At 42.5% G+C, this 23575-nt stretch carries 15 protein-coding genes, 2 tRNA genes and 3 rRNA genes; 6 read left to right on the top strand and 14 right to left on the bottom strand.

Annotated elements, in window-relative coordinates:
• Positions 1-13: 13 nt before the first annotated feature.
• Positions 14-2155, bottom strand: a complete 2142-nt coding sequence (locus tag QE404_RS00100) for a S9 family peptidase (protein ID WP_307445041.1) — start codon at positions 2153-2155, stop codon at positions 14-16.
• Between the two features lie 228 nt (positions 2156-2383).
• On the opposite strand from QE404_RS00100, the gene QE404_RS00095 reads away from it, so the two are divergent.
• Together QE404_RS00095 and ygiD are read left to right on the top strand one after the other, a co-directional pair.
• A complete protein-coding gene (locus tag QE404_RS00095; protein ID WP_307445039.1) occupies positions 2384-2896 on the top strand; it encodes a YceI family protein in 513 nt (170 codons plus the stop codon).
• A 65-nt stretch (positions 2897-2961) separates the two neighbouring features.
• Positions 2962-3789 (top strand): 4,5-DOPA dioxygenase extradiol, encoded by an 828-nt coding sequence (gene ygiD, locus QE404_RS00090; RefSeq protein ID WP_307445037.1) that lies wholly within the window; start codon positions 2962-2964, stop codon positions 3787-3789.
• 58 nt (positions 3790-3847) lie between these two features.
• Here the strand turns inward: ygiD and QE404_RS00085 are convergent, their stop codons facing one another.
• The 5 genes from QE404_RS00085 to hutH all read right to left on the bottom strand — a co-directional run bounded on the left by QE404_RS00085 (position 3848) and on the right by hutH (position 8596).
• The gene (locus QE404_RS00085) at positions 3848-4117 is read right to left on the bottom strand and encodes a hypothetical protein (RefSeq protein WP_307445034.1); all 270 of its coding nucleotides are present in this window, start codon (positions 4115-4117) and stop codon (positions 3848-3850) included.
• A gap of 394 nt (positions 4118-4511) precedes the next feature.
• A complete protein-coding gene (locus QE404_RS00080) occupies positions 4512-6008 on the bottom strand; it encodes a S8 family peptidase (protein ID WP_307445032.1) in 1497 nt (498 codons plus the stop codon).
• Between the two features lie 115 nt (positions 6009-6123).
• Complete coding sequence (locus QE404_RS00075) at positions 6124-6570, bottom strand: GNAT family N-acetyltransferase (RefSeq protein ID WP_307445029.1); 447 nt, start codon at positions 6568-6570, stop codon at positions 6124-6126.
• A gap of 71 nt (positions 6571-6641) precedes the next feature.
• The gene (locus tag QE404_RS00070) at positions 6642-7103 is read right to left on the bottom strand and encodes a DUF2059 domain-containing protein (RefSeq protein ID WP_307445027.1); all 462 of its coding nucleotides are present in this window, start codon (positions 7101-7103) and stop codon (positions 6642-6644) included.
• A gap of 5 nt (positions 7104-7108) precedes the next feature.
• The gene (gene hutH / locus QE404_RS00065) at positions 7109-8596 is read right to left on the bottom strand and encodes a histidine ammonia-lyase (RefSeq protein WP_307445024.1); all 1488 of its coding nucleotides are present in this window, start codon (positions 8594-8596) and stop codon (positions 7109-7111) included.
• A 134-nt stretch (positions 8597-8730) separates the two neighbouring features.
• Here hutH and QE404_RS00060 point away from each other — a divergent pair, with 134 nt between their 5' ends.
• On the top strand, positions 8731-9492 hold the full coding sequence (locus tag QE404_RS00060; RefSeq protein ID WP_307445023.1) for a hypothetical protein: 762 nt from the start codon (positions 8731-8733) through the stop codon (positions 9490-9492).
• 81 nt (positions 9493-9573) lie between these two features.
• On the top strand, positions 9574-11367 hold the full coding sequence (uvrC, locus tag QE404_RS00055) for an excinuclease ABC subunit UvrC (RefSeq protein ID WP_307445021.1): 1794 nt from the start codon (positions 9574-9576) through the stop codon (positions 11365-11367).
• A gap of 29 nt (positions 11368-11396) precedes the next feature.
• Here the strand turns inward: uvrC and QE404_RS00050 are convergent, their stop codons facing one another.
• From QE404_RS00050 to QE404_RS00040, 3 genes are read right to left on the bottom strand one after another with little or no spacing between them, the layout of a single operon-like run.
• Positions 11397-12149, bottom strand: coding sequence for a hypothetical protein (locus QE404_RS00050; RefSeq protein WP_307445018.1), 753 nt, complete (start codon positions 12147-12149; stop codon positions 11397-11399).
• A 14-nt stretch (positions 12150-12163) separates the two neighbouring features.
• A complete protein-coding gene (locus QE404_RS00045; protein ID WP_307445016.1) occupies positions 12164-13243 on the bottom strand; it encodes a putative type IX sorting system protein PorV2 in 1080 nt (359 codons plus the stop codon).
• 1 nt (position 13244) lies between these two features.
• Entirely contained in the window at positions 13245-14141 is an 897-nt protein-coding gene (locus QE404_RS00040; protein WP_307445013.1) for a DMT family transporter, read from the bottom strand.
• A gap of 92 nt (positions 14142-14233) precedes the next feature.
• On the opposite strand from QE404_RS00040, the gene QE404_RS00035 reads away from it, so the two are divergent.
• Together QE404_RS00035 and QE404_RS00030 are read left to right on the top strand one after the other, a co-directional pair.
• On the top strand, positions 14234-15034 hold the full coding sequence (locus QE404_RS00035; RefSeq protein ID WP_307445011.1) for a TerC family protein: 801 nt from the start codon (positions 14234-14236) through the stop codon (positions 15032-15034).
• A 258-nt stretch (positions 15035-15292) separates the two neighbouring features.
• Entirely contained in the window at positions 15293-16921 is a 1629-nt protein-coding gene (locus QE404_RS00030) for an acyl-CoA carboxylase subunit beta (RefSeq protein WP_307445009.1), read from the top strand.
• 431 nt (positions 16922-17352) lie between these two features.
• On the opposite strand, the gene rrf is transcribed toward QE404_RS00030, so the two are convergent.
• From rrf to QE404_RS00005, 5 genes are all read right to left on the bottom strand, one after another.
• A 5S ribosomal RNA gene (gene rrf, locus QE404_RS00025) occupies positions 17353-17461 on the bottom strand.
• A 178-nt stretch (positions 17462-17639) separates the two neighbouring features.
• A 23S ribosomal RNA gene (locus QE404_RS00020) occupies positions 17640-20391 on the bottom strand.
• A 205-nt stretch (positions 20392-20596) separates the two neighbouring features.
• Positions 20597-20670 (bottom strand) — tRNA-Ala (locus QE404_RS00015).
• A 98-nt stretch (positions 20671-20768) separates the two neighbouring features.
• Positions 20769-20842, bottom strand: a tRNA-Ile gene (locus QE404_RS00010).
• Positions 20843-21115: 273 nt separating this feature from the next.
• Positions 21116-22632, bottom strand: a 16S ribosomal RNA gene (locus tag QE404_RS00005).
• The 16S, 23S and 5S rRNA genes sit together here with 2 tRNA genes alongside, the layout of an rRNA operon.
• Positions 22633-23575: the final 943 nt, after the last annotated feature.

Raw genomic sequence — 23575 nt, 5'->3', positions numbered from 1 at the left:
CGCCCGGATCGTGTCATTTATTTTTAAGGTACAGATCAAAATAATCTGTGACCTTCTGCATCAGATGTACGCGGTCTTTACCGATAACATTATGCGGATGTCCGGGATAAACAAAATAGTCTAACTGAACCCCATTATCCACAGCCGATTTAATGAACTTTATGGAATGCTGCCAAACCACCACATCATCCTGCGCACCATGGATCATCAATAATTTTCCTTTCAGGTTCTGTACTTTATCCAGCAGGTTGGCTGTTGCATATCCCTGCGGGTTTTCCTGAGGCGTGTCCATATACCTTTCCCCATACATGATCTCATACATGCTCCAGTCAATCACCGGGCCGCCGGCAACACCTACTTTAAAGACTTCAGGATGGCGAAGCATAAAGCTCGTAGTCATGAATCCACCGAAACTCCATCCGTGGATTCCCATTCGCTCTCCGTCTACATAAGGAAGAGATTTCAGATAGTTTACCCCTTTCATCTGGTCGTTCATTTCAGTGGTTCCCAGATTCCTGAAAACAGCCTGTTCAAATTTCAGTCCGCGGTTAGAGGAACCTCTTCCGTCCATTGTAAAAATAATGTATCCGTTCTGTGCCATGTATTCATACCAAAGGTTTCCGGAGGCCGGGAAGGTATTGGTGACCAGCTGTAGGTGCGGACCATTATACAGATATACGATCACCGGATATTTTTTATTCGGATCGAAATTGGTCGGAAGGATGATCTTACCGTACAGAGGCGTCCCGTCATCAGCTTTTAATTCTACATTTTTAATTTCCGGACGCTGGTAATTTTTCAACGGATTGTCTGAGGTCAGGATATTGTCAGTTTTCAGCGTGCCGGTGTTGATGATATTAATAGTCCTAGGTGTTGTAGCATTGCTGTAGGTGTCGTACAGGTGGTTGCCGTCGCTGCTTAAAACTCCTGTATGAACCCCCGGTGCTTGGTCAAGGCGCTGCATCTTGAAGTTCGTCCAGTTGATTTTATACAGATGTTTTTCCAACGGGGTTTCTTTAGTGGAAGCGAAATAAATTTCCTTTTTCTTTTCATTAAACCCAAGAATATCAGTTACCAGCCAGTCTCCTTTTGTAATTTGGGCAACCAGGCCTTTTTCCAGGCTGTAATGGAACAGGTGATTGTATCCGGTCCTCTGGCTTTGCCAGATGAAGTCTGTATTGGAATTCGGGAAGAAAGTAAGAGGATGTTGTGGTTCCACATATTTATCACTGGTTTCCTCAAAAAGTGTCTTGATGAAATTTCCCGTCAACGCATCATACTGGTTCATTCTCAGGTGATTCTGCCCTCTGTTCAGCACACCTACAAAAATATACTTTGAATCCGGGCTCCAGGTTACTGCTGTAAGGTACTGGTCTTTTTCCCCTTCTGTTTTCAGAAATACCGTTGACTGGGTTTTGATATTGAAAACACCAAGGGTCACCTGATGGGAAGTCTGCCCTGCCATGGGGTATTTGATATTGTGGTTAACGGCAGGCGTTACAGACCAATCGATAATCGGATAATCTGCTACCATGGTCTGATCCATTCTGTAAAAAGCTACAAGTTCAGAATTGGGTGCCGGGAAAATTCCCGTATCAATCCCGAATTCATTTCTATGGACATTGGCTGCACCATTAAGGATGTTTTCATTGGTATCACGGGTAACTGCAATGGTTTTGCCGTTTTTATGAACAAATAAATTGTTCTTCACCGTAAAGGCCAATGTCTGCTGGTCTCCGAATACCTTCAGGTTGGAGGCTTCTTTATCCATGGCAACAGTATGCTTTACTTTCCATTCGCTTCCGGATTTTTCTACCCACATCATCTGATCCCCGGAACTGAAATATCCTTTAGAATTGCCCGTGAAACTGATTGGCGGAACAGCTTTTAATTTATCTGCAAGGTTCTGATTGAGTTGGGTGAGGGATATCAGGGTATCCTTCTTGTTCGTTTTCAGGTCAGTCATCAGATACCCTCCTTTAACAGCCTGAATATATGATTTACCATCTTCCGACCATGAAAATTGCGAGATATTTTTCACGGCAAGGTTGGTTCTTAAACCGTTTACGGCTTCTGCCATCGTAAATTTTTGGATCTGAGCCATTGCAGGGCCTCCCAAAGCCAGCATCAATAAAGAAAACGTATATAATTTCATTGCATAAAATTGAATCCATCAAAAATAAGAAATAAAACCCATCCGTTAAGAAATGTTAAAATAAAAGATACTGCGTGTGGTACATGTCTTGTAGTACTTATATTATGTGGAAGATGATATTGATAAACCGTAATCAATAGCCGCATTAATTTCTTATCCTAAATCAATGACCGGCATCTCCTGTATAACGTACATTTGCATCATTAACAACATAAAAAATTATACATAATGGCAACACAATGGAATTTAGACCCAACGCATAGTGAAATTACTTTCAAAGTAAAACACATGATGATCTCTAATGTAAAAGGAAATTTTACCGATTTCGATGCACAGATTGAAGCGGAAGACGATACTTTTAAAAATGCTAAAACAACAGCAACAATCAAGACAGACTCTGTTTTTACCAATAATACAGACCGTGACAATCACCTGAAATCTGGAGAATTCTTCAATGCTGAACAATATCCTACGATTACTTTTGAATCTCAGGCTCTGAGCGATGAAGTTACCGGAAACTTGACCATCAACGGAATTACAAAACCAGTGACTTTAGATGTAGATTTCGGAGGCGTAAATGTTGATCCATGGGGAAATACCAAAGCTGGATTTTCTTTTGAAGGAAAAATCAGCAGAAAAGATTTCGGACTGAACTGGAATGCAACTTTGGAAGCAGGAGGTGTTTTGGTAAGCGATGACGTAAAGATTGCAGGTGAACTGCAGTTTGTAAAACAGGCATAATTTTTTCTAACCATAATAAAAAGGTTCGGGAATTAGCCAATTCCCGAACCTTTTTTTGATCTGCTATGAACCTTAACGACCTTCAAAACATTAGTGACAACTTCCATGCAACCCAGAAGATGCCCGCACTTTTCCTGGGACACGGATCTCCAATGAATGCCATTGAAGAAAATCAGTTTGTCCGGGGATTCCGCAAAGCGGCCTCTGAAATTCCGAAGCCGAATGCCATCCTTTGTATTTCTGCTCACTGGTACACGGCGGGAACTAAAGTAACGGCTATGGATCTGCCGCAGACCATCCATGATTTCAGAGGATTTCCACAGGCATTGTTCGACGTACAGTATCCGGCTCCCGGAGATCCCGGACTTGCCAGAGAAACTGCTGACCTTTTAGCTCCCGTCCTGGTGGAAGAAGACCATCAGTGGGGACTCGACCACGGAGCATGGTCTGTGATCCGGCACATGTATCCGGATGCCGATATCCCTGTCATCCAGATGAGCATCGATTATACAAAACCTCCGCAGTATCATTTTGACCTCGCTAAAAGACTGGAAAAGCTTCGTGAAAAAGGGATCCTTATTATCGGAAGCGGGAATATCGTCCACAACCTGAGGCTGATTGACTGGCGCAACATCAATACTGTAGGGGCCGGCTGGGACTGGGCTATAGAAGCACGGGAGAAAACCAATCAATGGCTTCTGGAAGGAAATTTCAATGCAATCGTTAACTACCATCAGCAGGGAACTTCTTTGCAGTATGCGGTTCCAAGTCCGGACCATTACCTTCCGCTGATCTACAGCCTGGGCCTTAAGCAGCCTTCAGAAGACTTATCTTTGTTCAATGATGAGCTTATCGGTGGTTCGCTGAGCATGACCAGTGTAAGGATCGGGTAATATGGATAAAAAATAACCGGAAGACTGATCTCCCGGTTACTACATCAATGTATTGTTATTAAATTCTTGTAATAGCCACTACATGAGCTGTGCCATTGATCGGTTTGTAAACCTCAATAACAGCTTGCCATACTACATCTGAAGGCGGCATTGATGCCTGACTTTTGAAACGGTAGTTCATCCCGTTAACCACTTGTGTTGATACTTCCTTCGGACTATATTTTACCCCTACGAATCCCTGCATGGCTTCGTCAAATACTTTTTGATCTTCTGCTGTAAGTTCATGGAACCTGGTCCATCCTCCTACTAATTGTTCTGTTTCTGACATGGTTGTTATGTTTTTCTTCCTACTCTTATGGCTTTTCGGAATACGCCCCGTTTTTAATGGTTTCTGGTCTCCATGGTTATTAGTTGAATACTTTTAAGACAGCTGGCCACAGCTTAGACTGCTATTTTTATGGCTGTACTCAAATGTTTTATTGTGATCACATAGCAAAGCTAGTGCATAAGGCCGGCCTCTCATAGCGTAGATATACTTAATTTATACTGTGGGTATATTTACCGTTTTGATATATACTAAACTATAGAATTCGATGTGAAGGCTTTATGTACTGGAAATCAAGTTTCATTTTTTCGGTACAGATAAAAAGCGGAACAAAAGTTCCCCTTCAATTTTTCATCTGATACTTTTGCCTGTTGATCAGGAAATACAGTTCAATAGATTATTGCACAGCCTGTAAGACATTGATATTGCCATATCCGTAATCGGAATTGGGCGTCGGGTAATAGGTTGAAGACTGCCTCATCTTTGCCAGGACCTGGTCTCTTGTCCATGAAGGATTTTTCGCCCATACCAGGGCAGCAATCCCTGCTGTGGAAGCTGTAGCAACGGAAGATCCGCCTACATAATCGGTTTGCCCGTTATAATAGCTCAATACCGGGATATTGCTCCCGGATGACCTTTCCATCTGATAAGTAAAATCGATTTCTGATCCCGAATGGCATATATCGCATTTCTGGTTGGAAGTATTCTCTTTTACGCCTGTTATAGCCTGCGTTTCCGGCATCCAAGCCGGGAAAATCACCCCTGCAAAATTGGTAAAGCTGGTGGATGTCCCTCCGGCACAGAAAATCAGTTTCCCTTTTGAATAGGCGTATTTTACACCGTCCTCAATTTTACCTACCGAAAAGATATGGCCCATAGACATGGAAATGATTTTCACCTTGGTATTGTTTCCCAGTTCTGTAAAAGCAATTTTAACCCCGTTCTGTTCGTGATAACCGTCCAGCACTACATTGGAAGCAGCCCTGTACGTAACTAAGCTTGCATTATATGCCACTCCTACCGGCTGTCCCTGGTTGTTCCGCGGCGCGGCGGCGGCTGAAGCCATACTTGTCCCGTGGCCGCATTTGTCGGCAGATCCATCGTAACCACTGCTCCATGGCCAGGCAGAATCTACATACACCCCATTTTTGGTAATGGTTCTTCCTGATGAAAGCCCATTATTGAAACTGCTCCCCAAAAGGGCCTGCTCGGAAGACACGCCGCTATCTATAATCCCGATAGTGACACCGGCTCCGGTACTGTAATTCCATGCGCCTGTAATATTATGTTTTGCAAATGACCAGGGAGCTTTTGCATTAGGCGAAACCGTAGTATAATCTGAAGCACTCAGAGTCATTGATTCCAGTCCGCAGCCCGAAGATGAACTCCCGGATTTAGCCGCACCGCTGAATTTCTGTTCGTTTTCAAAATACCGATAATCTGCCGGCTCCAGATAACGGATACCTGCCATTTTGCGAAGGGCAACTATTGTTTCCTGTTTCTCTATTACCACATCCATCTGATTGAGATAAGGATCGGAAGAGAGCACTAACCTGTCGGTTTTCCCTTCGTACCGCTGAATGACTCTCAGGATTTCCTCTTCCATAGCTTTGCTGTCAGCCGCAAGGCTTCTGTCGAAAGATGAACCAAAACCAATAGATGCTATTTTGTTGCCCTGAAAAATAGCACTCCATATCAAATGGTCTGAAGACTCATTCCAGGAAAACTTTCCTTTGGTACGGATGGTCTCATTGATTTTTTCATTGATCTGCCTGGCGCTTAACGGATCCTTCTGTACCATCTCGATATTGGTTGCCGAGTTTTGCAGATCATCTCTGTTACATGCTGTAATTGCTGAGCAAAGAATAAATAAATAAAAAACGTTTTTCTTCATAATAAAATTTTGGATTAGCGGTCTAATATATCATTTTACTATGAACTACAACATATTACTATGAAAATTATTTCTTAAGTTCTCCTGTTCCTTTTAACCTATTCATATCCATTCGCTAAAGCAGCTTCTCATAACATACACTGCTTTCGATTCCAATGTATTGGCCATAGTTAGGAATTTTCCGGTATCCGCTCTTCTCATAGACAGAAATTGCCTGGTTTTGCTCAAGGGAGGTTTCCAGGACAGCTTTTGTATAGTTAAGCTCCTTGCCCCAAATTTCAAGCTCCCCGACGATCATGGTTGCCAAACCTCTTTTCCGGAAATCGGGATGGGTATACATTCTTTTAATTTCCACAGTGGTGTCATCCCATCTTTTAAAAGCACCACAGGCTGCCGGAACCTGATCTACATACATTACTATGCAGTTCCTGATCATATCAATCTTGTTGAATTGACTGAAAAAAGCATGGTCATCACCGTTCCGGATAGCCAGGTCGGCATCTAAAAGTTGGACCAAATCCTTAAAATCTGAATCGGCAGAATCTGTTCTTTGAATTTTCATCTTATACTTATGATTTATCCTTTAAAAAAGCAAAGCTCCAATTGTAAGGAGCTTTGGAAATATTGTTTATTTTATTTCTGCATTGGTGGCGGCGGTGATTGCAGATATCCCTTCTTTTCTAAATCATCATTAATGGTCTCTGTTACCTTCATTGCCCAGTCTGCTGATGCTTTTTGAATTTCACTGATCATTTCAGGTGAATTCTTAATAATCTTCTTTCCTACCTCCGATTTGTAAAAAATCAGTAATTCATCAATTTCCTTTTCACTGAATCTTTTCTCGTAAATATCTGTAACCTGTTGTATAAGTGTATCTATATTTATTTTCTTCTCAATGGGAACCCAAGCTGATTCAGGCACATGGCTGTACTTTTTTTTATAATTGGAAATCACCTGCTTTTCTACTTCTTTGGACAGCGGAAACGTTCCGTTTAAGGTAATGAGCTCTTTCACTTTATCATGCTTGGTCTGCGAATAGGTCAATGTACCTAAAGAAAACATAACAAGCAGAATAATCTTTTTTATCTCTATCATACAGATTAATTAACGATGAATTTCCGTTCATTGATCAATTCCGCAATTGCAAGCATGTCTTCACCAATCAGCCGGTCATCTTCGAGTTTGGCAACTTTTGAACGCAGGATGGCAAAGTTCTCCTCAATAATTTTTGAACACTTGGCCGGCCTCCTGAATTCAAGCCCCTGAGCGGCAAACATCAGCTCAACCGCTAAAATATTGACGAGGTTGCCCAGCACCTGATTGAATTTCCTTCCGGAAATACTTCCCATGGAAACATGGTCTTCCTGACCTAAACTTGTCGGGATAGAATCTGCCGAAGCGGGGAAACATAAGGTCTTATTTTCAGTTACCAAAGCGGCTGAAGTGTACTGCGGAATCATGAATCCCGAATTCAGTCCAGAACTTTCTGTTAATAACCTTGGTAGACCATATTTACCTTCCAGCAACAGATAGCTTCTCCGATCTGAGATATTCCCCAATTCTGCCGCTGCCAGGGTAGCATAGTCCAGGGGCAGGGCCATCAGCTGCCCGTGGAAGTTTCCTCCGGAAATAGATTCTTCGGCACTTAAAACAATAGGATTATCCGTTACAGAATTCAGTTCTGTTTCCGCCATCATTTTCAGGTGCTCAAAAGCATTCCGGCTTGCGCCGTGCACCTGTGGCACACATCTCATGGAATAAGGATCCTGAACCCTGTCGCAATACTCATGTGATTTCAGGTTTTCGGAATTTTTCAGGAATTTCAGCATCCTTGCAGCCACTTTCCTGCTGCCGTCAAAAGGACGGATCTCATGAAGCTCTTTTTTAAACGGGCTGGCTGAACCCCGGTACGCTTCAAGACTCATGGCTGCGGTAACATCGGCAAGGTCCAAAAGGTATTCAAACTTTTCCAGACCTTTGATTGCATGGGCCAGGATGAACTGCGTCCCGTTGATCAATCCCAATCCTTCTTTGGGGCCTAAAGTTAAAGGTGCTAATTGATGCTGTTCTAAAATTTCAGCAGTTTCAAAAATCTCCTGACCTACCCATACTTTTCCAAGTCCCAAAAGCGGTAAAACCAGGTGAGCAAGCGGAGCCAGATCACCGGAAGCCCCTACAGACCCCTGCTCCGGAACTACAGGGATGATATCTTTTTCCAGCATCAGGATCAGTCTCTCAATCACTTCCAGGGAAACCCCTGAAAACCCTTTAGATAAGGCATGAACTTTAGCGATCATCATGATTTTCGAAAGTTCTTTGTCAATAGGTTTTCCTACACCTACGGCATGGGAAATGATCAGGTTATACTGTAACTGTGCAGTCTCATCAGCCGAAATTTTGGTATCGCAAAGCGGTCCGAACCCGGTATTGATTCCATACACACAGCGGTCTGACTCAACGATCTGCCGGACATTTTTCTGGGATTTTAAAATCTGTTCTTTCGCTATCTTATTCAGCTTAGCTTTATTGGGCATTTTGCAGATCTCCAGCACATCATGGAAACCAAAAACATCTACACCGTATATCATTCTCAAAATTTTGTCTTAAAATTACACATTTAGGGCTAACTGGGAAAACGAATTTCAGATACCTCATTTTTTTTGATCATGAGAAGATTATTTTATTATTTTTACCGCAGATTTTTAGATAAAATTAATGAACTATGAAACTTAAAACATTTACCCTGGCCCTGTTACTGGCCGCAACATCTGCGTTCGCACAGAAAGTAAAATACTCGAAAGAGGAAATCAAGAAAATGGAACAATACCTTTTCAACGAAGGATTCAACATCCCCTCTCCGAGGAAAACATCAACAGTGATCCTTAAGGACGGAAGTACCCATAAAGGATTCTGTAATAAGATCGATACGAAGAAAGGGCAGATTTTTGAGGTGTCCCTCAAGGACAGCATCACCAAAAAGCCTGAACTATATAACGCAGACCAGATCGCTGAAATGTATGTGTATCCGGGCAATGCTGAAAAAATAGCGAAAGTAGCCCGCTACATGGGCAATATCCGGAACTATGGCACTAAAAAGCTAACCAAAAGGACTAATAATGACCGGATCTATTTTGTTAATCAGACCGTATCCCTGAAAAACAAAAAGGACGATAAAGAATTCCTGATGCAGGTAATCAATCCGGAATTTGATGATATCATTTCGGTCTATCACGATCCCAGAGCGAAAGAGACCGGTGGTATTTCAGTAGGGGGCAGCCCTCAGCTTGGCGGAGGAGTCATCAAATCCTATTACGTAAAAAAAGGAGATAAGGTGATGTGGCTTCATAAGGATGATTTTGAAGACCAGTATGATTTCCTGTTCGGTGACAATGCGGAGTTTATGAAAAAGTATCCTAAAAATTCTGTAGAATGGGACTATTTCAGTTTCCTGGTCCATGAATATACGGAGATGAGCCACGGATAACGGACAATTTTAACATAATATTGTGCAGCCATAGAATTTCTATGGCTTTTTTCTTGCTTCTAAATTATGTAATTTTGTTATATGAATCCTTTCTTAGAATTACAGCTTAAAACTTTACCCTCCGAACCCGGCGTCTACCGTTATTACGATAAGAATGACCAGCTTTTATATGTGGGAAAAGCAAAGAATCTTAAAAAAAGGGTTCTGTCCTATTTCAATAAAAACCTTCCGGGATACAGGACCAGGATTATGGTCAGTAAAATCCAGCGGCTGGAAACTACGATTGTGAACAGCGAATATGATGCCCTTTTACTGGAAAATAACCTGATCAAAGAACATCAGCCTTTCTATAATGTCATGCTGAAGGATGACAAGACGTATCCGTGGATTTGTATTAAAAATGAGCATTTCCCCAGAATTTTCCTGACGAGGACTAAGATCCGCGATGGCTCAGAATATTATGGGCCCTATGCTAAGGTACGTCCTGCAAGGATTTTGCTGGATACCATCAAACACATTTATAAGCTTAGGACCTGCAATCTTAATCTGGCACCCTCCAAAATAGAGGAATGCAAATACAAAGTATGCCTTGAGTACCACATTAAGAACTGCAACGGCCCCTGTGAAGCTCTGGAAAGCAAAGAAGAATACGATGAAAAAATAGATGCCATCCGCGGGATGATCAAAGGGGATTTTCGCAAAGCCAAAGAATACCTGACCGATAGAATGATCAGGTATGCCTCCAATCTTCAGTTTGAAGATGCTCAGATCATCAAGGAAAGGCTGGATGTCCTGGAAGATTACCAGGCTAAAAATACGGTTGTGAACCCGAATATCGATGATGTGGATGTTTTCGGAATGACCAGCGATGAAACGGCTGCCTATGTGAATTTTTTCAAGATCAGGAACGGAAATATCATCCAGAGTTTTACTACAGAAATTAAAAAGATCCTGGAGGAGAGCGATGAAGAGATCATGGAAGAGGCCCTGATTGAAATCCGGCAGAAATTTGGTTCCCATTCCAAGGAAGTGCTGCTGCCGTTTCATTTGTCCATTGAAATCCCGAATGTAAAGCTCATCGTACCAAAAGTCGGGGATAAAAAACGGATTGTGGAACTTTCTGAAAAGAATGCGAAGGAATACCGTCTGGAAAAGCTGAAACAGGTACAGATCATTGATCCGGAGCGCCATACCAACAGGATTATGGCGGAAATGCAGAAGCTGTTGAGAATGCCTGTAGAACCTAGGCATATTGAGGGATTCGATAATTCCAACATTCAGGGGACCAATCCGGTTTCAGCCTGCGTAGTTTTCAAGAACGGAAAGCCCAGCAAGGCAGATTACAGGATCTTCCACCCCAGGACCGTGGAAGGCCCCAATGACTTTGCGACCATGGAGGAAGTGATTTACCGGCGATACAGAAGAATGCTGGATGAGGGCGAAACCCTGCCACAGCTGATCCTGATTGACGGTGGAAAAGGCCAACTGTCTTCAGCCGTTAAGAGTTTGCGTCTGTTAGGGTTATACGGAAAAATTACTATTGTAGGGATTGCCAAAAGGCTGGAAGAAATTTTCTTTCCTGAGGATCCTATACCTTTATATTTAGATAAAAAATCAGAGACGCTGAAGATTCTCCAGCAGGTACGGGATGAAGCTCACCGTTTCGGCGTAAGGCACCACAGGACCCGGAGAAAGAATTCAACCATAAAGTCTGAACTGGAGGAAATCCCGGGCGTAGGCAGTAAGACCATAGAGTTGCTTCTTTCCAAACTGAAATCTGTAAAGAGGATCAAGGAATCCAACCTGGAAACCCTGGAGGAAATTTTAGGGAAGACTAAGGCTAAAGTGGTCTGGGAGTTTTTCAATAACAATTAAAATAAAAGCCGGAAAATTTCCGGCTCTATTTATTTTTGTATGAATACTTCTTTTACGACATCTCCGTTTTCCTTCGGAATCTCAATGGTGATGGTACCATTTTCAACATATCCGATCGTTGAGCTGCCATTTTGCAGCTTCACCCTGAAAACATCCGTTTTTGTTGTTGCCTTAAAGGTTGCATAAGGAATAGAGCTGTTTGGCTCAGCAAGAATGAACTGACTGTCATCAATCTGTATTTTCTGCAGGGAAATTTTGCCATTGGTATACTTCACGGTTCCTGAGCTGGCTGATGCTGTTACAGGCTCAGAAACGTTGTTTGCGGCAACAGGTTTTTCTGATTGCACATTACTCACTATATTGATCTGCTCAACAGGATTGGAGACAGCAACAGTTTTTACAGCTTGCTGTAGAGCATCAGGAAATCCTTCTTCAAATTCCTTGATCATAGAGGTCCCTTTTGATTCAAGTACGGTTTTCCCGTTGCAATCCTTAAAAGCAAGGATTACCTTATTTCTCAGTAAGCTTTTATCATTGATGACATCTGCATTGATCACCTGACATGGATTGGCTTTCAATTCTGCCGGCCAGGAATTCTGATCACCGGACAGGACTACATATTTCTTTCCTTTCAGTATTTTAGACAGTAGGCCTTCCAATCCGAAGCTGTTCTTGAAGGTCTGAAATTTCTGAGGTACTGAAACGTATCTGAAATCTGAAACTTTCTGCCCGAATGTCAGGGCAGAACATATCGTTGCTGTGATGAGTATAATCTTTTTCATATGGTTTGGCTTAATTAATCATTTCTGAATTCTCCCATATCCAGTTTCAGGGAAAAGAAATTAGAGTAAAAATTGGAACCGCCTATCCCGGAATTGGTGATGGCATAATCCAGGGTAAGGCCTCTGTAGCGGATCCCGATCCCTGCACTCGGCTGGAACGAAACTTTCCTTTTCAGATCTTCTATATCTGTGATCGACTGGAACCTGTTGACCCCAAGCCTCACAAAGATCATTTTCTGATATCCCAGTTCAGCTCCGGCATATGGTGTGATGCTGGCAAAATCTGTAGAAACCAATGCTGCTGTCCTTGCAAAGTCGATGTTTAACCCAGCTTCAGGTAGCACATAGATATTACTGCTGAAATCAAATTTTTTACTTGCTCCAACATTGAGTTTAGGCATCGTAAGTTCCATCTTGTCTTTGGGAGCAGGGTTGAACTCTTCCCCGTTAACCACTGTTGACAATTCTTTCTGGTTAATGCTCCAGAAGTTCACGGTTGTGGTGGCATCACGGAGCATCCCTCCATATCTCCATCCGTTGTCTGCTTTATAAATGGCACCTACGTCAAACCCGAATCCGTAACCACTCGCAAATTTACCTACATTCCTGTATACGATTTTAGCATTGATCCCGACATCCAGCTTTGGATTTCCTGCCGGATTAAAGGCATAAGATAGAATCGCGGCATAGTCTGACTGGGAAAATTTCGTGATCTTATCATAATCTATATTACCTTCTGTATCAATAAGCTGGGTAGTGTTCAGGATATTATCTACTCCCAGCCTTACGACTGAAACTCCGAAAACACCTGTCTCAAGGACTTTAGCATACGCAAGGTAGTCATATTTGGCAATGGATTCAAAATACTCGGCGTGCATTGCAGCTCCCTGCCAGTCCCGTTCGATTGCCATCATCCCTGCAGGGTTCCACATCGGTGAATAAACATCATCCTGGTTGGAAATTACTGCTCCCCCCATAGCTAAGCCCCTTGCGCCGGCCCCGATATTAAGGAATTCATTGGAATACTTCCTGATGATCTGGGATTGGGCCATCCCAAACAGGAGGGAAAACATAAATAGTAAATATTTTTTCATCTTAAGATTGATGCTTATGCTTAATTAATTTTCTCTGTTTCTTAGCTTTAATGAATCCGTTGGCTACAATCGCAAGGATCATGACTCCGGATGCAATATAAAATATAGAACTCATATGCTCTGATTCGCCAAAGATAAAAAAAGCTAGTATAATTCCGTAAACCGGTTCTAAATTAACTGTTAAAATTAGCGTGAATGGCGATATATACTTCATCAGGTTTACCGATTCGAGCATTGGGAAAGCTGTGAAAACACTGGCCAACAAGGCTATTAACGCAAGATCGCGGTAATTTATTTCATTGAGTTGAAAAATTTGCCCGGAAAAGGAATAAAATATCAATAATATAGCCCAACCACAGAAAATTTCGTAAAAAATAATATTCCCTGAACTCGTTTTTCCAAACATTTTACCATTGAAGACTGAAAATATAGTTCCGAAAATAGCGCAGAGCACGCCATAAAATATGCCTTCCTTATACTGGAATTCAGTTTTAAAAATCAGAAGGATGCAGGCCACAATCACAATTCCCATAACGACTTCCGAAACATCTATTTTCCTTTTAAAAATAACGGGCTCCAGAATGGATGCGAATAATGTTGATAAGGAAAGACAGCTTAAGGCAATCGATACATTAGATACCTTTATGGAATGGAAGAAGCAAAACCAGTGCACTGCCATCGCAAATCCAATAGCTGCCAGCTGAAAGAACAGCTTTTTCGTAACTTTAATACTTTCTTTCTTGTAAATCCTGATAAACGCGAACAGAAATATCGCGGCAAAGAGCATGCGGTAGAACACCAGATTTTGGGCATTGGCATGGATGAGCTTTCCCAGAATAGCAGTAAATCCCCATAAAAACACAATTAAATGCAACCTGAAAAGCGCTAATTTATGCATACATCCTCTCTTTAAATTTTAACATGCAAATTTACGAATCGCTTTTATAAATCTTTAAAAAAAGCCTAACTTTACTATAAATAAATATGCCTATGGAGTTTTTAGAGGTGTTTTCATCCGCCAATGCCTGGTTTGCGCTGCTGACACTTACTTTTCTGGAAATTGTATTGGGCATAGATAATATCGTGTTTATCTCGATTGTTTCGAACAGAATTGATCCGAAAGACCAGCGTAAAGTACGCAATACCGGTCTTTTCCTGGCCATGATTTTCAGAATCGCTTTGTTATTCGGCATCAGATGGGTGGTACAGCTCAACCAGCCTCTTGTTAATCTAGAATGGTCGTGGTTTCACGGATATATTACCGGACAGTCGATCATTATTTTCCTGGGTGGATTATTCCTGCTGTATAAATCGGTGTCTGAAATTCATCATAAGATAGAGGGCGATGAAGAAATGCACCTTTCAGCAAAAACTACTTCACTTTGGGGATCGGTGTTCCAGATAGCCCTGCTCAATATTGTCTTTTCTTTTGATAGTATCCTTACGGCAGTTGGGCTGGTCAGTTTTAAAGAATTCGGAAATACCGGAGCACTGGTGATCATGATTTTTGCGGTCATTATTTCTATTGCTATTATGATGCTCTTTTCAGGGCCGGTAAGCCGGTTCGTCAACGGGCATCCTACGATACAGATCCTCGGTCTTTCATTTCTGATTTTAATTGGTGTCATGCTTTTGGCAGAAGCTTCTCATATGGGACATTTCAGCCTTTTCGGACAGGAAGTAGGAACCATTCCTAAAGGTTATCTTTACTTTGCCATTTTCTTTTCTTTAATGGTAGAATTCTTTAATACAAAAATGAAGAAAAATGCCGGATCCTCCGGAGAGCAATAAAAAACCCTGAAAATTTGTTCAACTTTCAGGGCCTTCAAATAATAAACTATTAAAAAAATAAACTAGGAACTTAGAGTACTGCAAGAGAATCACCTCTTATTTCCTCTGATGTAAAGTTAGAAAAAAAAACATTCACTTAAAAACAATATTTTGTTAAAAATTTCACAAAATTCTGATAACCAACAAATTAAACAACTGTTTTATTTCGTCATAATTTTCTTTGAAAAATAGTATCTTTAGGCAACAAAATAGAAATTTATGGACATTGAATTTAATAAGAGAGAAGATCAGAACAGGTTAAAGCTTTCTGAAATCAACCGTCTGCTGTCCGAAATAAAAAAAGGCGGTGGCGAAAAAAGACTTCAGAAGCTTCGTGAAGAAGGAAAAATGACGGCTCGTGAAAGGGTTGAATATCTTCTTGATAAAAATTCAGATTCTATAGAGATCGGTGCCTTTGCCGGGTATGAAATGTACGAGGAGCACGGAGGCTGCCCTAGCGGCGGTGTTGTCGTAGTTATGGGCTATGTTTCCGGGAGGCAGTGCATCATTGTAGCTAACGATGCATCTGTAAAAGCCGGCGCATGGTTTCCAATTACAGGTAAGAAAAACCTGCGTGCACAGGAGATTGCCATGGAAAATAAACTGCCGATTATTTACCTGGTTGATTCAGCCGGTGTTTACCTACCTATGCAGGATGAAATCTTTCCGGATAAGGAACATTTCGGCAGAATCTTTAGGAATAATGCGAAGATGAGTTCTATGGGAATCATCCAGATCTCTGCCGTAATGGGCAGCTGTGTTGCCGGAGGAGCCTATCTTCCGATCATGAGTGATGAGGCGATGATCGTTGATAAAACGGGATCCATCTTCCTTGCAGGAAGCTACCTTGTGAAAGCGGCTATTGGTGAAAGTATTGATAACGAAACTTTAGGAGGAGCTACTACCCATTGCTCTATTTCCGGCGTTACGGATTATAAGGCTAAAGATGACCAGGATGCCCTGAACAGGATCAAGAAAATCATGAAGTCTATCGGCAGCAATGAAAAAACAGGTTTTGACCGTATTGAAAGTTTTCTCCCTAAGGAAAATCCGGAAAATATCTTCGGAATCATGCCTGTTTCCCGTGCGGAACAATATGATACTTATGATATCATCAAATGTCTTGTTGACCAGTCAGAATACGAAGAATATAAACCGGATTACGGGAAAAGCATTATCTGTGCTACGGCACGAATAGACGGATGGTCCGTTGGTATCGTTGCGAACCAAAGAAAGATGGTGAAAAACGGTAAAGGTGAGATGCAGTTCGGAGGAGTTATTTATTCCGATTCTGCTGATAAGGCAACCCGGTTTATTGCCAACTGTAACCAGAGAAAGATTCCCCTGGTTTTCCTGCAGGACGTAACAGGATTTATGGTGGGCTCCAAATCTGAACACGGAGGCATTATTAAGGACGGTGCAAAGATGGTGAATGCTGTTGCTAATTCGGTTGTTCCCAAGTTTACAGTCATTACCGGAAATTCATACGGAGCCGGAAATTATGCGATGTGTGGAAAAGCCTATGACCCACGGTTAATCGTTGCCTGGCCATGGGCAGATCTGGCTGTAATGGGTGGTGCCCAAGCCGCTAAGGTTTTGGCCCAGATCCAGGAATCTACCCTTAAAAAGCAGGGAAAAGTCATTTCTGAAGAAGAGCATAAGGAACTGGTAGACTCTATTTCTAAAAAGTATCAGAAACAGACTGAGGCTACCTACGCAGCAGCGCGTTTATGGACGGATGCGATCATCAACCCTGTAGATACCCGGAAATGGATTTCCATGGGCATAGAGGCAGCTGATCATGCTCCTATCACGGAAAAATTTAATCTGGGAGTCATCCAGGTTTAAATGATAATACTTTATTGATATTGGCCTTGCTTATTGCAGGGCTTTTTTATATGTGATTCAGAGCTTGAGTGAGATAGAGTTTGAGAGTCGGAGAGTGTTAGGGTCTTAGAGTTATTAGTTATGAGTTATGAGTAATAAGTAATGGGTAATAAGTATAGTGGGTGATTGTAGGATGTAGAAGAGGATTTTACTAACATCTTTCTATTTATTATTTATCTTTCTTAAATCATTCTTCTCAATTCAGGAAGTACAGACATCAATATCTATTTCTCCTGAATCCGGTTAACTACTATCTAACCTTCTCTTTAGATCATAGAGTAGAGTCCTGGTTCTTGACTCTTGATTCTTGTGTCTTGGCTCTTGGCTCTTTTGTCCTCCCTGACTTCAGGGCACAAAAAAACCTCACACATTGCTGTATGAGGTTTAAAAAAAACTGGCGGCGACCTACTCTCCCGCTTGTCGCAGTACCATCGGCGCTGGTGGGCTTAACTTCTGTGTTCGGAATGGGAACAGGTGAGCCCCACCGCTAAAACCACCCTAAAGGTTGTATATAGCTGTAGGCAGTAGGCTATAAGCATAAGGCTTACAGCATAAAGCATACTGCTTTTTATCGGTAAATTTCATCACAAAGGCAAAACCAGTAGCGCACTTATAAATACTTAAGCTAAGTTATGATAAGCATGATTGCTCATTACCTATTACTCATTACTTATGAATAGGCTATAAATCTACGGGTAATTAGTACTACTCGGCTATGCTGTTACCAACTTTACACCTGTAGCCTATCAACGTGGTCATCTCCCACGACCCTTAAAAGATGTCTCATCTTGAGGCGAGTTTCACACTTATATGCTTTCAGTGTTTATCTCTTCCAAACATAGCTACTCAGCGGTGCACCTGGCGGTACAACTGATACACCAGAGGTTTGTTCAATTCGGTCCTCTCGTACTAGAATCAAGCCCTCTCAAACATCTAACGCCCGCAATAGATAGAGACCGAACTGTCTCACGACGTTCTGAACCCAGCTCGCGTGCCACTTTAATGGGCGAACAGCCCAACCCTTGGGACCTTCTCCAGCCCCAGGATGTGACGAGCCGACATCGAGGTGCCGAACCTCCCCGTCGATGTGAGCTCTTGGGGGAGACTAGCCTGTTATCCCCGGAGTACCTTTTATCCTATGAGCGATGGCCCTTCCATACGGAACCACCGGATCACTATGTCCTGCTTTCGCACCTGATCGACTTGTTGGTCTCACAGTCAAGCACCCTTATGCCATTACACTCTACGCACGGTTACCAAGCGTGCTGAGGGTACCTTTGAAAGCCTCCGTTACTCTTTTGGAGGCGACCACCCCAGTCAAACTACCCACCACGCAATGTCCTTCTAAAAGAAGTTAGGCTCCAAGTAAGTAAAGGGTGGTATTTCAACGTTGGCTCCACAAACACTAGCGTGCCTGCTTCAAAGCCTCCCACCTATCCTACACATTACTTACTCAAAGTCAATACGAAGTTATAGTAAAGGTTCACAGGGTCTTTTCGTCCCATTGCGGGTAATCGGCATCTTCACCGATACTACAATTTCACCGAGCTCGTGGCTGAGACAGTGCCCAGATCGTTACACCATTCGTGCAGGTCGGAACTTACCCGACAAGGAATTTCGCTACCTTAGGACCGTTATAGTTACGGCCGCCGTTTACTGGGGCTTCAGTCAAACGCTTCGCTTACGCTAACGCCCTTCCTTAACCTTCCAGCACCGGGCAGGTGTCAGACCCTATACAGCATCTTTCGATTTAGCAGAGTCCTGTGTTTTTGATAAACAGTCGCCTGGGCCTCTTCACTGCGGCCAACATTGCTGTTGGCGTCTCTTCTTCCGAAGTTACGAGACTATTTTGCCTAGTTCCTTAGCCACGACTCACTCGAGCACCTTAGGATTCTCTCCTCGACCACCTGTGTCGGTTTTGGTACGGGTTGCTTCACTTCGGCTTTTCTTGGATCCAAGTTCACTACAGCAGCTTCGCCCGAAGGCTAGGCCTTGACTATTCCGTCAGTCTCCAGTAGCTACATTGAACCGTCCCCTTTTTAGTGTGAGCAAGTATGGGAATATTAACCCATTGTCCATCCACTACCCCTTTCGGGTTCGCGTTAGGTCCCGACTAACCCTCAGCTGATTAGCATGGCTGAGGAAACCTTAGTCTTTCGGTGAGGGGGTTTCTCGCCCCCTTTATCGTTACTTATGCCTACATTTTCTTTTCTATAAGCTCCACAATACCTCACGATACTGCTTCGGCGCCGATAGAATGCTCTCCTACCGATTAATTTAATTAATCCCATAGCTTCGGTAATATGCTTATGCCCGATTATTATCCATGCCGGACCGCTCGACTAGTGAGCTGTTACGCACTCTTTAAATGAATGGCTGCTTCCAAGCCAACATCCTAGCTGTCAATGCAGTCCAACCGCGTTGTTTCAACTTAGCATATATTTAGGGACCTTAGCTGTTGGTCTGGGTTCTTTCCCTTTCGGACATGGACCTTAGCACCCATGCCCTCACTGCCGTAGAACATTTATTAGCATTCGGAGTTTGTCAGGAATTGGTAGGCGATGAAACCCCCGCATCCAATCAGTAGCTCTACCTCTAATAAACTTATATACGACGCTGCACCTAAATGCATTTCGGAGAGTACGAGCTATCTCCCAGTTTGATTGGCCTTTCACCCCTACCCACAGGTCATCCGAAGACTTTTCAACGTCAACCGGTTCGGTCCTCCACTCTGTGTTACCAGAGCTTCAACCTGCCCATGGGTAGATCACAAGGTTTCGCGTCTAATCCTACTAACTATGCGCCCTATTCAGACTCGCTTTCGCTCCGGCTCCGGACCTTAAGTCCTTAACCTCGCTAGTAAAATTAACTCGTAGGCTCATTATGCAAAAGGCACGCCGTCACAGAATTAATCTGCTCCGACCGCTTGTAGGCGTACGGTTTCAGGTTCTATTTCACCCTTCTATTCGAAGTGCTTTTCACCTTTCCTTCACAGTACTTGTTCACTATCGGTCTTTCAGGAGTATTTAGCCTTGGAGGATGGTCCCCCCATATTCAGACAGGATTTCACGTGTCCCGCCATACTCATTTATCACTTATGTATGCCTTTCATATACGGGGCTATCACCCTCTATGGCTGTTCTTTCCAGAACATTCTATTAAACATATAAAAGCTTTTGGGCTAATCCGCTTTCGCTCGCCACTACTTACGGAATCTCTTCGATTTCTTTTCCTCCGGGTACTTAGATGTTTCAGTTCTCCGGGTTTGCTCCTCCTAAGAGGTGACATGTCTTCAACATGCCGGGTTGCCCCATTCGGACATCTCGGGATCAATTCGTGTGTGCCAATCCCCCGAGCTTTTCGCAGCTTACCACGTCCTTCTTCGCCTCTGAAAGCCTAGGCATCCGCCATACGCCCTTAACGATTTCTTTCCTATTTTTAGGTTACTCAAGCACTTATAAGTGCTCGGTTTTCTCTTTGTGATGTCTTTACCGTTAATGTCAATGATCTTTTTGCTTGTAATTAAGTAATCAAGTAATATGTATTAATGACGGCTCCGTCATTATGTAGAATACACATATCCTTTTATTACCCGCTTACATTATACTCTTGTACTCACGTACTTCGTATAATCCGTGGAGAATAAGGGAGTCGAACCCTTGACCTCCTGCGTGCAAGGCAGGCGCTCTAGCCAGCTGAGCTAATTCCCCTCTAGTAGAAATTTTAAATTCTAGATTATAAATTTTAAATCAAACTTGCGTTATATTCTAAAATCTATAATTTATAATCTATAATTCCCTATAATTAGTAGTCTCGGGCAGGCTCGAACTGCCGACCTCTACATTATCAGTGTAGCGCTCTAACCAGCTGAGCTACGAGACTCTGTTATGAGTGATGATTGATCAGTAATAATTGATATTTTCATACCGCATTACCTTCTTTCATTTCTCAATCTCTTTCCCGTTACTAATTTCTAGTGGGTTTATATTTTATATAATAGGTAATTGATGGCTGATTAGTGATGTTTTCATCACTCATCGATTATCATTCATCTATTATATATAGCAACCAATAAAAAAACTAAAGCTTGAACTTTAAGTAAGTTCTTGTGTCATTAAGACACTAATTTTGTTTATCGTCCCGAAAGACGCTCTAAAATGAGATGTTCCAGCCGCACCTTCCGGTACGGCTACCTTGTTACGACTTAGCCCTAGTTACCTGTTTTACCCTAGGCAGCTCCTTTTACGGTCACCGACTTCAGGTACCCCAGACTTCCATGGCTTGACGGGCGGTGTGTACAAGGCCCGGGAACGTATTCACCGCGCCATGGCTGATGCGCGATTACTAGCGATTCCAGCTTCATAGAGTCGAGTTGCAGACTCCAATCCGAACTGAGACAGGCTTTCGAGATTCGCATCACATCGCTGTGTAGCTGCCCTCTGTACCTGCCATTGTATTACGTGTGTGGCCCAAGGCGTAAGGGCCGTGATGATTTGACGTCATCCCCACCTTCCTCTCTACTTGCGTAGGCAGTCTTACTAGAGTCCTCAACTTAATGGTAGCAACTAGTAACAGGGGTTGCGCTCGTTGCAGGACTTAACCTAACACCTCACGGCACGAGCTGACGACAACCATGCAGCACCTTGAAAATTGCCCGAAGGAAGGTCTATTTCTAAACCGATCAATTCCCATTTAAGCCTTGGTAAGGTTCCTCGCGTATCATCGAATTAAACCACATAATCCACCGCTTGTGCGGGCCCCCGTCAATTCCTTTGAGTTTCATTCTTGCGAACGTACTCCCCAGGTGGCTAACTTATCACTTTCGCTTAGTCTCTGAATCCGAAAACCCAAAAACGAGTTAGCATCGTTTACGGCGTGGACTACCAGGGTATCTAATCCTGTTCGCTCCCCACGCTTTCGTCCATCAGCGTCAGTTAAGACATAGTGACCTGCCTTCGCAATTGGTGTTCTAAGTAATATCTATGCATTTCACCGCTACACTACTTATTCCAGCCACTTCTACCTTACTCAAGACATGCAGTATCAATGGCAGTTTCACAGTTAAGCTGTGAGATTTCACCACTGACTTACACATCCGCCTACGGACCCTTTAAACCCAATAAATCCGGATAACGCTTGCACCCTCCGTATTACCGCGGCTGCTGGCACGGAGTTAGCCGGTGCTTATTCGTACAGTACCTTCAGCTACTCTCACGAGAGTAGGTTTATCCCTGTACAAAAGAAGTTTACAACCCATAGGGCCGTCGTCCTTCACGCGGGATGGCTGGATCAGGCGCTAACCCATTGTCCAATATTCCTCACTGCTGCCTCCCGTAGGAGTCTGGTCCGTGTCTCAGTACCAGTGTGGGGGATCACCCTCTCAGGCCCCCTAAAGATCATCGACTTGGTGAGCCGTTACCTCACCAACTATCTAATCTTGCGCGTGCCCATCTCTATCCACCGGAGTTTTCAATATCAATCCATGCGAATCAATATATTATGGGGTATTAATCTCCCTTTCGAAAGGCTATCCCCCAGATAAAGGCAGGTTGCACACGTGTTCCGCACCCGTACGCCGCTCTCTCTGTCCCGAAAGACAAATACCGCTCGGCTTGCATGTGTTAGGCCTCCCGCTAGCGTTCATCCTGAGCCAGGATCAAACTCTCCATTGTATGTTTGTCTTGACTCACTCAAAGTTTTTTAACGCTTTAGTTTTTTCCTTACTTGGTTGTTATATTGTATGTCAATGATCTTCATTTCTTCCGCTTTATACAAAACTACTTCTTTCTGTCAGTGTTTCATTCCGTATTTGCGAGTGCAAAAGTAAAACTTTATTTTTTAATGACCAAATGTTTTGAAAGAAATTTTAAAGTTTTTTTTCTTAACCTTAACCCGCTCTTAACACTCTATCAACCTACTCCTGCGCTCCCCGCAATTGGGGACTGCAAAGATACAAAACTTTTTATTCCCCGCAACTTTTTTCTGAAAAAGTTTTTAAAGTATAATCCGTTATACATGCACCTCTTTAAAGTAGTCCTAATAAAATGATACCGCTTATCTAAAAGCTCTTCTGCGCTACTGATCTACTCTCGTTTTCAGTGGGGCAAAGATAGAAACTACTAACTACATCTTCCAAATTTATTTAACATAAAGTTCATATTTATTTTACACTGTGGGAAAATAGAGCCCATAGAACACTGGAATACCATTACTTACAAAGAATAACATACTTATCCACATTGAGGCACTACACAGGTAATGAGTGATAAGTTATCAGTTATGAGTTATGAAAGATAAGTGATAAGCGATGAGTGATGAGTAATAGGTTGTAAGTCATAAGTAGTGGATAAGACAATGGACAAGTATTATGCACAGGTATTATGATTAAATGCCAGCAGACAATTATTAATTACTTATGAGTATAAAATAAAGAAAAGGCAATCCAGAATATTCTTAAAAGATGGAAAGTAGTAAAACTAAGAATCAATGGAAAAATAGATCCAGGAAAATAATAACTAATCAGAAAAAAGATATATCTAATATCCTACTATATACTGTAATCTAAAGAAACTATCTGTATATCCCAGCAATAAACTCGAATCACTTATCTCTTAT

The sequence above is a fragment of the Chryseobacterium camelliae genome (assembly GCF_030818575.1).
Classification (GTDB): Bacteria; Bacteroidota; Bacteroidia; order Flavobacteriales; family Weeksellaceae; genus Chryseobacterium; species Chryseobacterium camelliae_A.
The sequence above is the reverse complement of the archived record's forward strand: the minus strand, read 5'-3'. Positions and strand labels throughout refer to the sequence as shown.

Coding starts and splice junctions, on each gene's coding strand:
- QE404_RS00100 (WP_307445041.1), bottom strand. CDS start 2,155: ATGAAATTATATACGTTTTCTTTATTGATGCTGGCTTTGGGAGGCCCT.
- QE404_RS00095 (WP_307445039.1), top strand. CDS start 2,384: ATGGCAACACAATGGAATTTAGACCCAACGCATAGTGAAATTACTTTC.
- ygiD (WP_307445037.1), top strand. CDS start 2,962: ATGAACCTTAACGACCTTCAAAACATTAGTGACAACTTCCATGCAACC.
- QE404_RS00085 (WP_307445034.1), bottom strand. CDS start 4,117: ATGTCAGAAACAGAACAATTAGTAGGAGGATGGACCAGGTTCCATGAA.
- QE404_RS00080 (WP_307445032.1), bottom strand. CDS start 6,008: ATGAAGAAAAACGTTTTTTATTTATTTATTCTTTGCTCAGCAATTACA.
- QE404_RS00075 (WP_307445029.1), bottom strand. CDS start 6,570: ATGAAAATTCAAAGAACAGATTCTGCCGATTCAGATTTTAAGGATTTG.
- QE404_RS00070 (WP_307445027.1), bottom strand. CDS start 7,103: ATGATAGAGATAAAAAAGATTATTCTGCTTGTTATGTTTTCTTTAGGT.
- hutH (WP_307445024.1), bottom strand. CDS start 8,596: ATGATATACGGTGTAGATGTTTTTGGTTTCCATGATGTGCTGGAGATC.
- QE404_RS00060 (WP_307445023.1), top strand. CDS start 8,731: ATGAAACTTAAAACATTTACCCTGGCCCTGTTACTGGCCGCAACATCT.
- uvrC (WP_307445021.1), top strand. CDS start 9,574: ATGAATCCTTTCTTAGAATTACAGCTTAAAACTTTACCCTCCGAACCC.
- QE404_RS00050 (WP_307445018.1), bottom strand. CDS start 12,149: ATGAAAAAGATTATACTCATCACAGCAACGATATGTTCTGCCCTGACA.
- QE404_RS00045 (WP_307445016.1), bottom strand. CDS start 13,243: ATGAAAAAATATTTACTATTTATGTTTTCCCTCCTGTTTGGGATGGCC.
- QE404_RS00040 (WP_307445013.1), bottom strand. CDS start 14,141: ATGCATAAATTAGCGCTTTTCAGGTTGCATTTAATTGTGTTTTTATGG.
- QE404_RS00035 (WP_307445011.1), top strand. CDS start 14,234: ATGGAGTTTTTAGAGGTGTTTTCATCCGCCAATGCCTGGTTTGCGCTG.
- QE404_RS00030 (WP_307445009.1), top strand. CDS start 15,293: ATGGACATTGAATTTAATAAGAGAGAAGATCAGAACAGGTTAAAGCTT.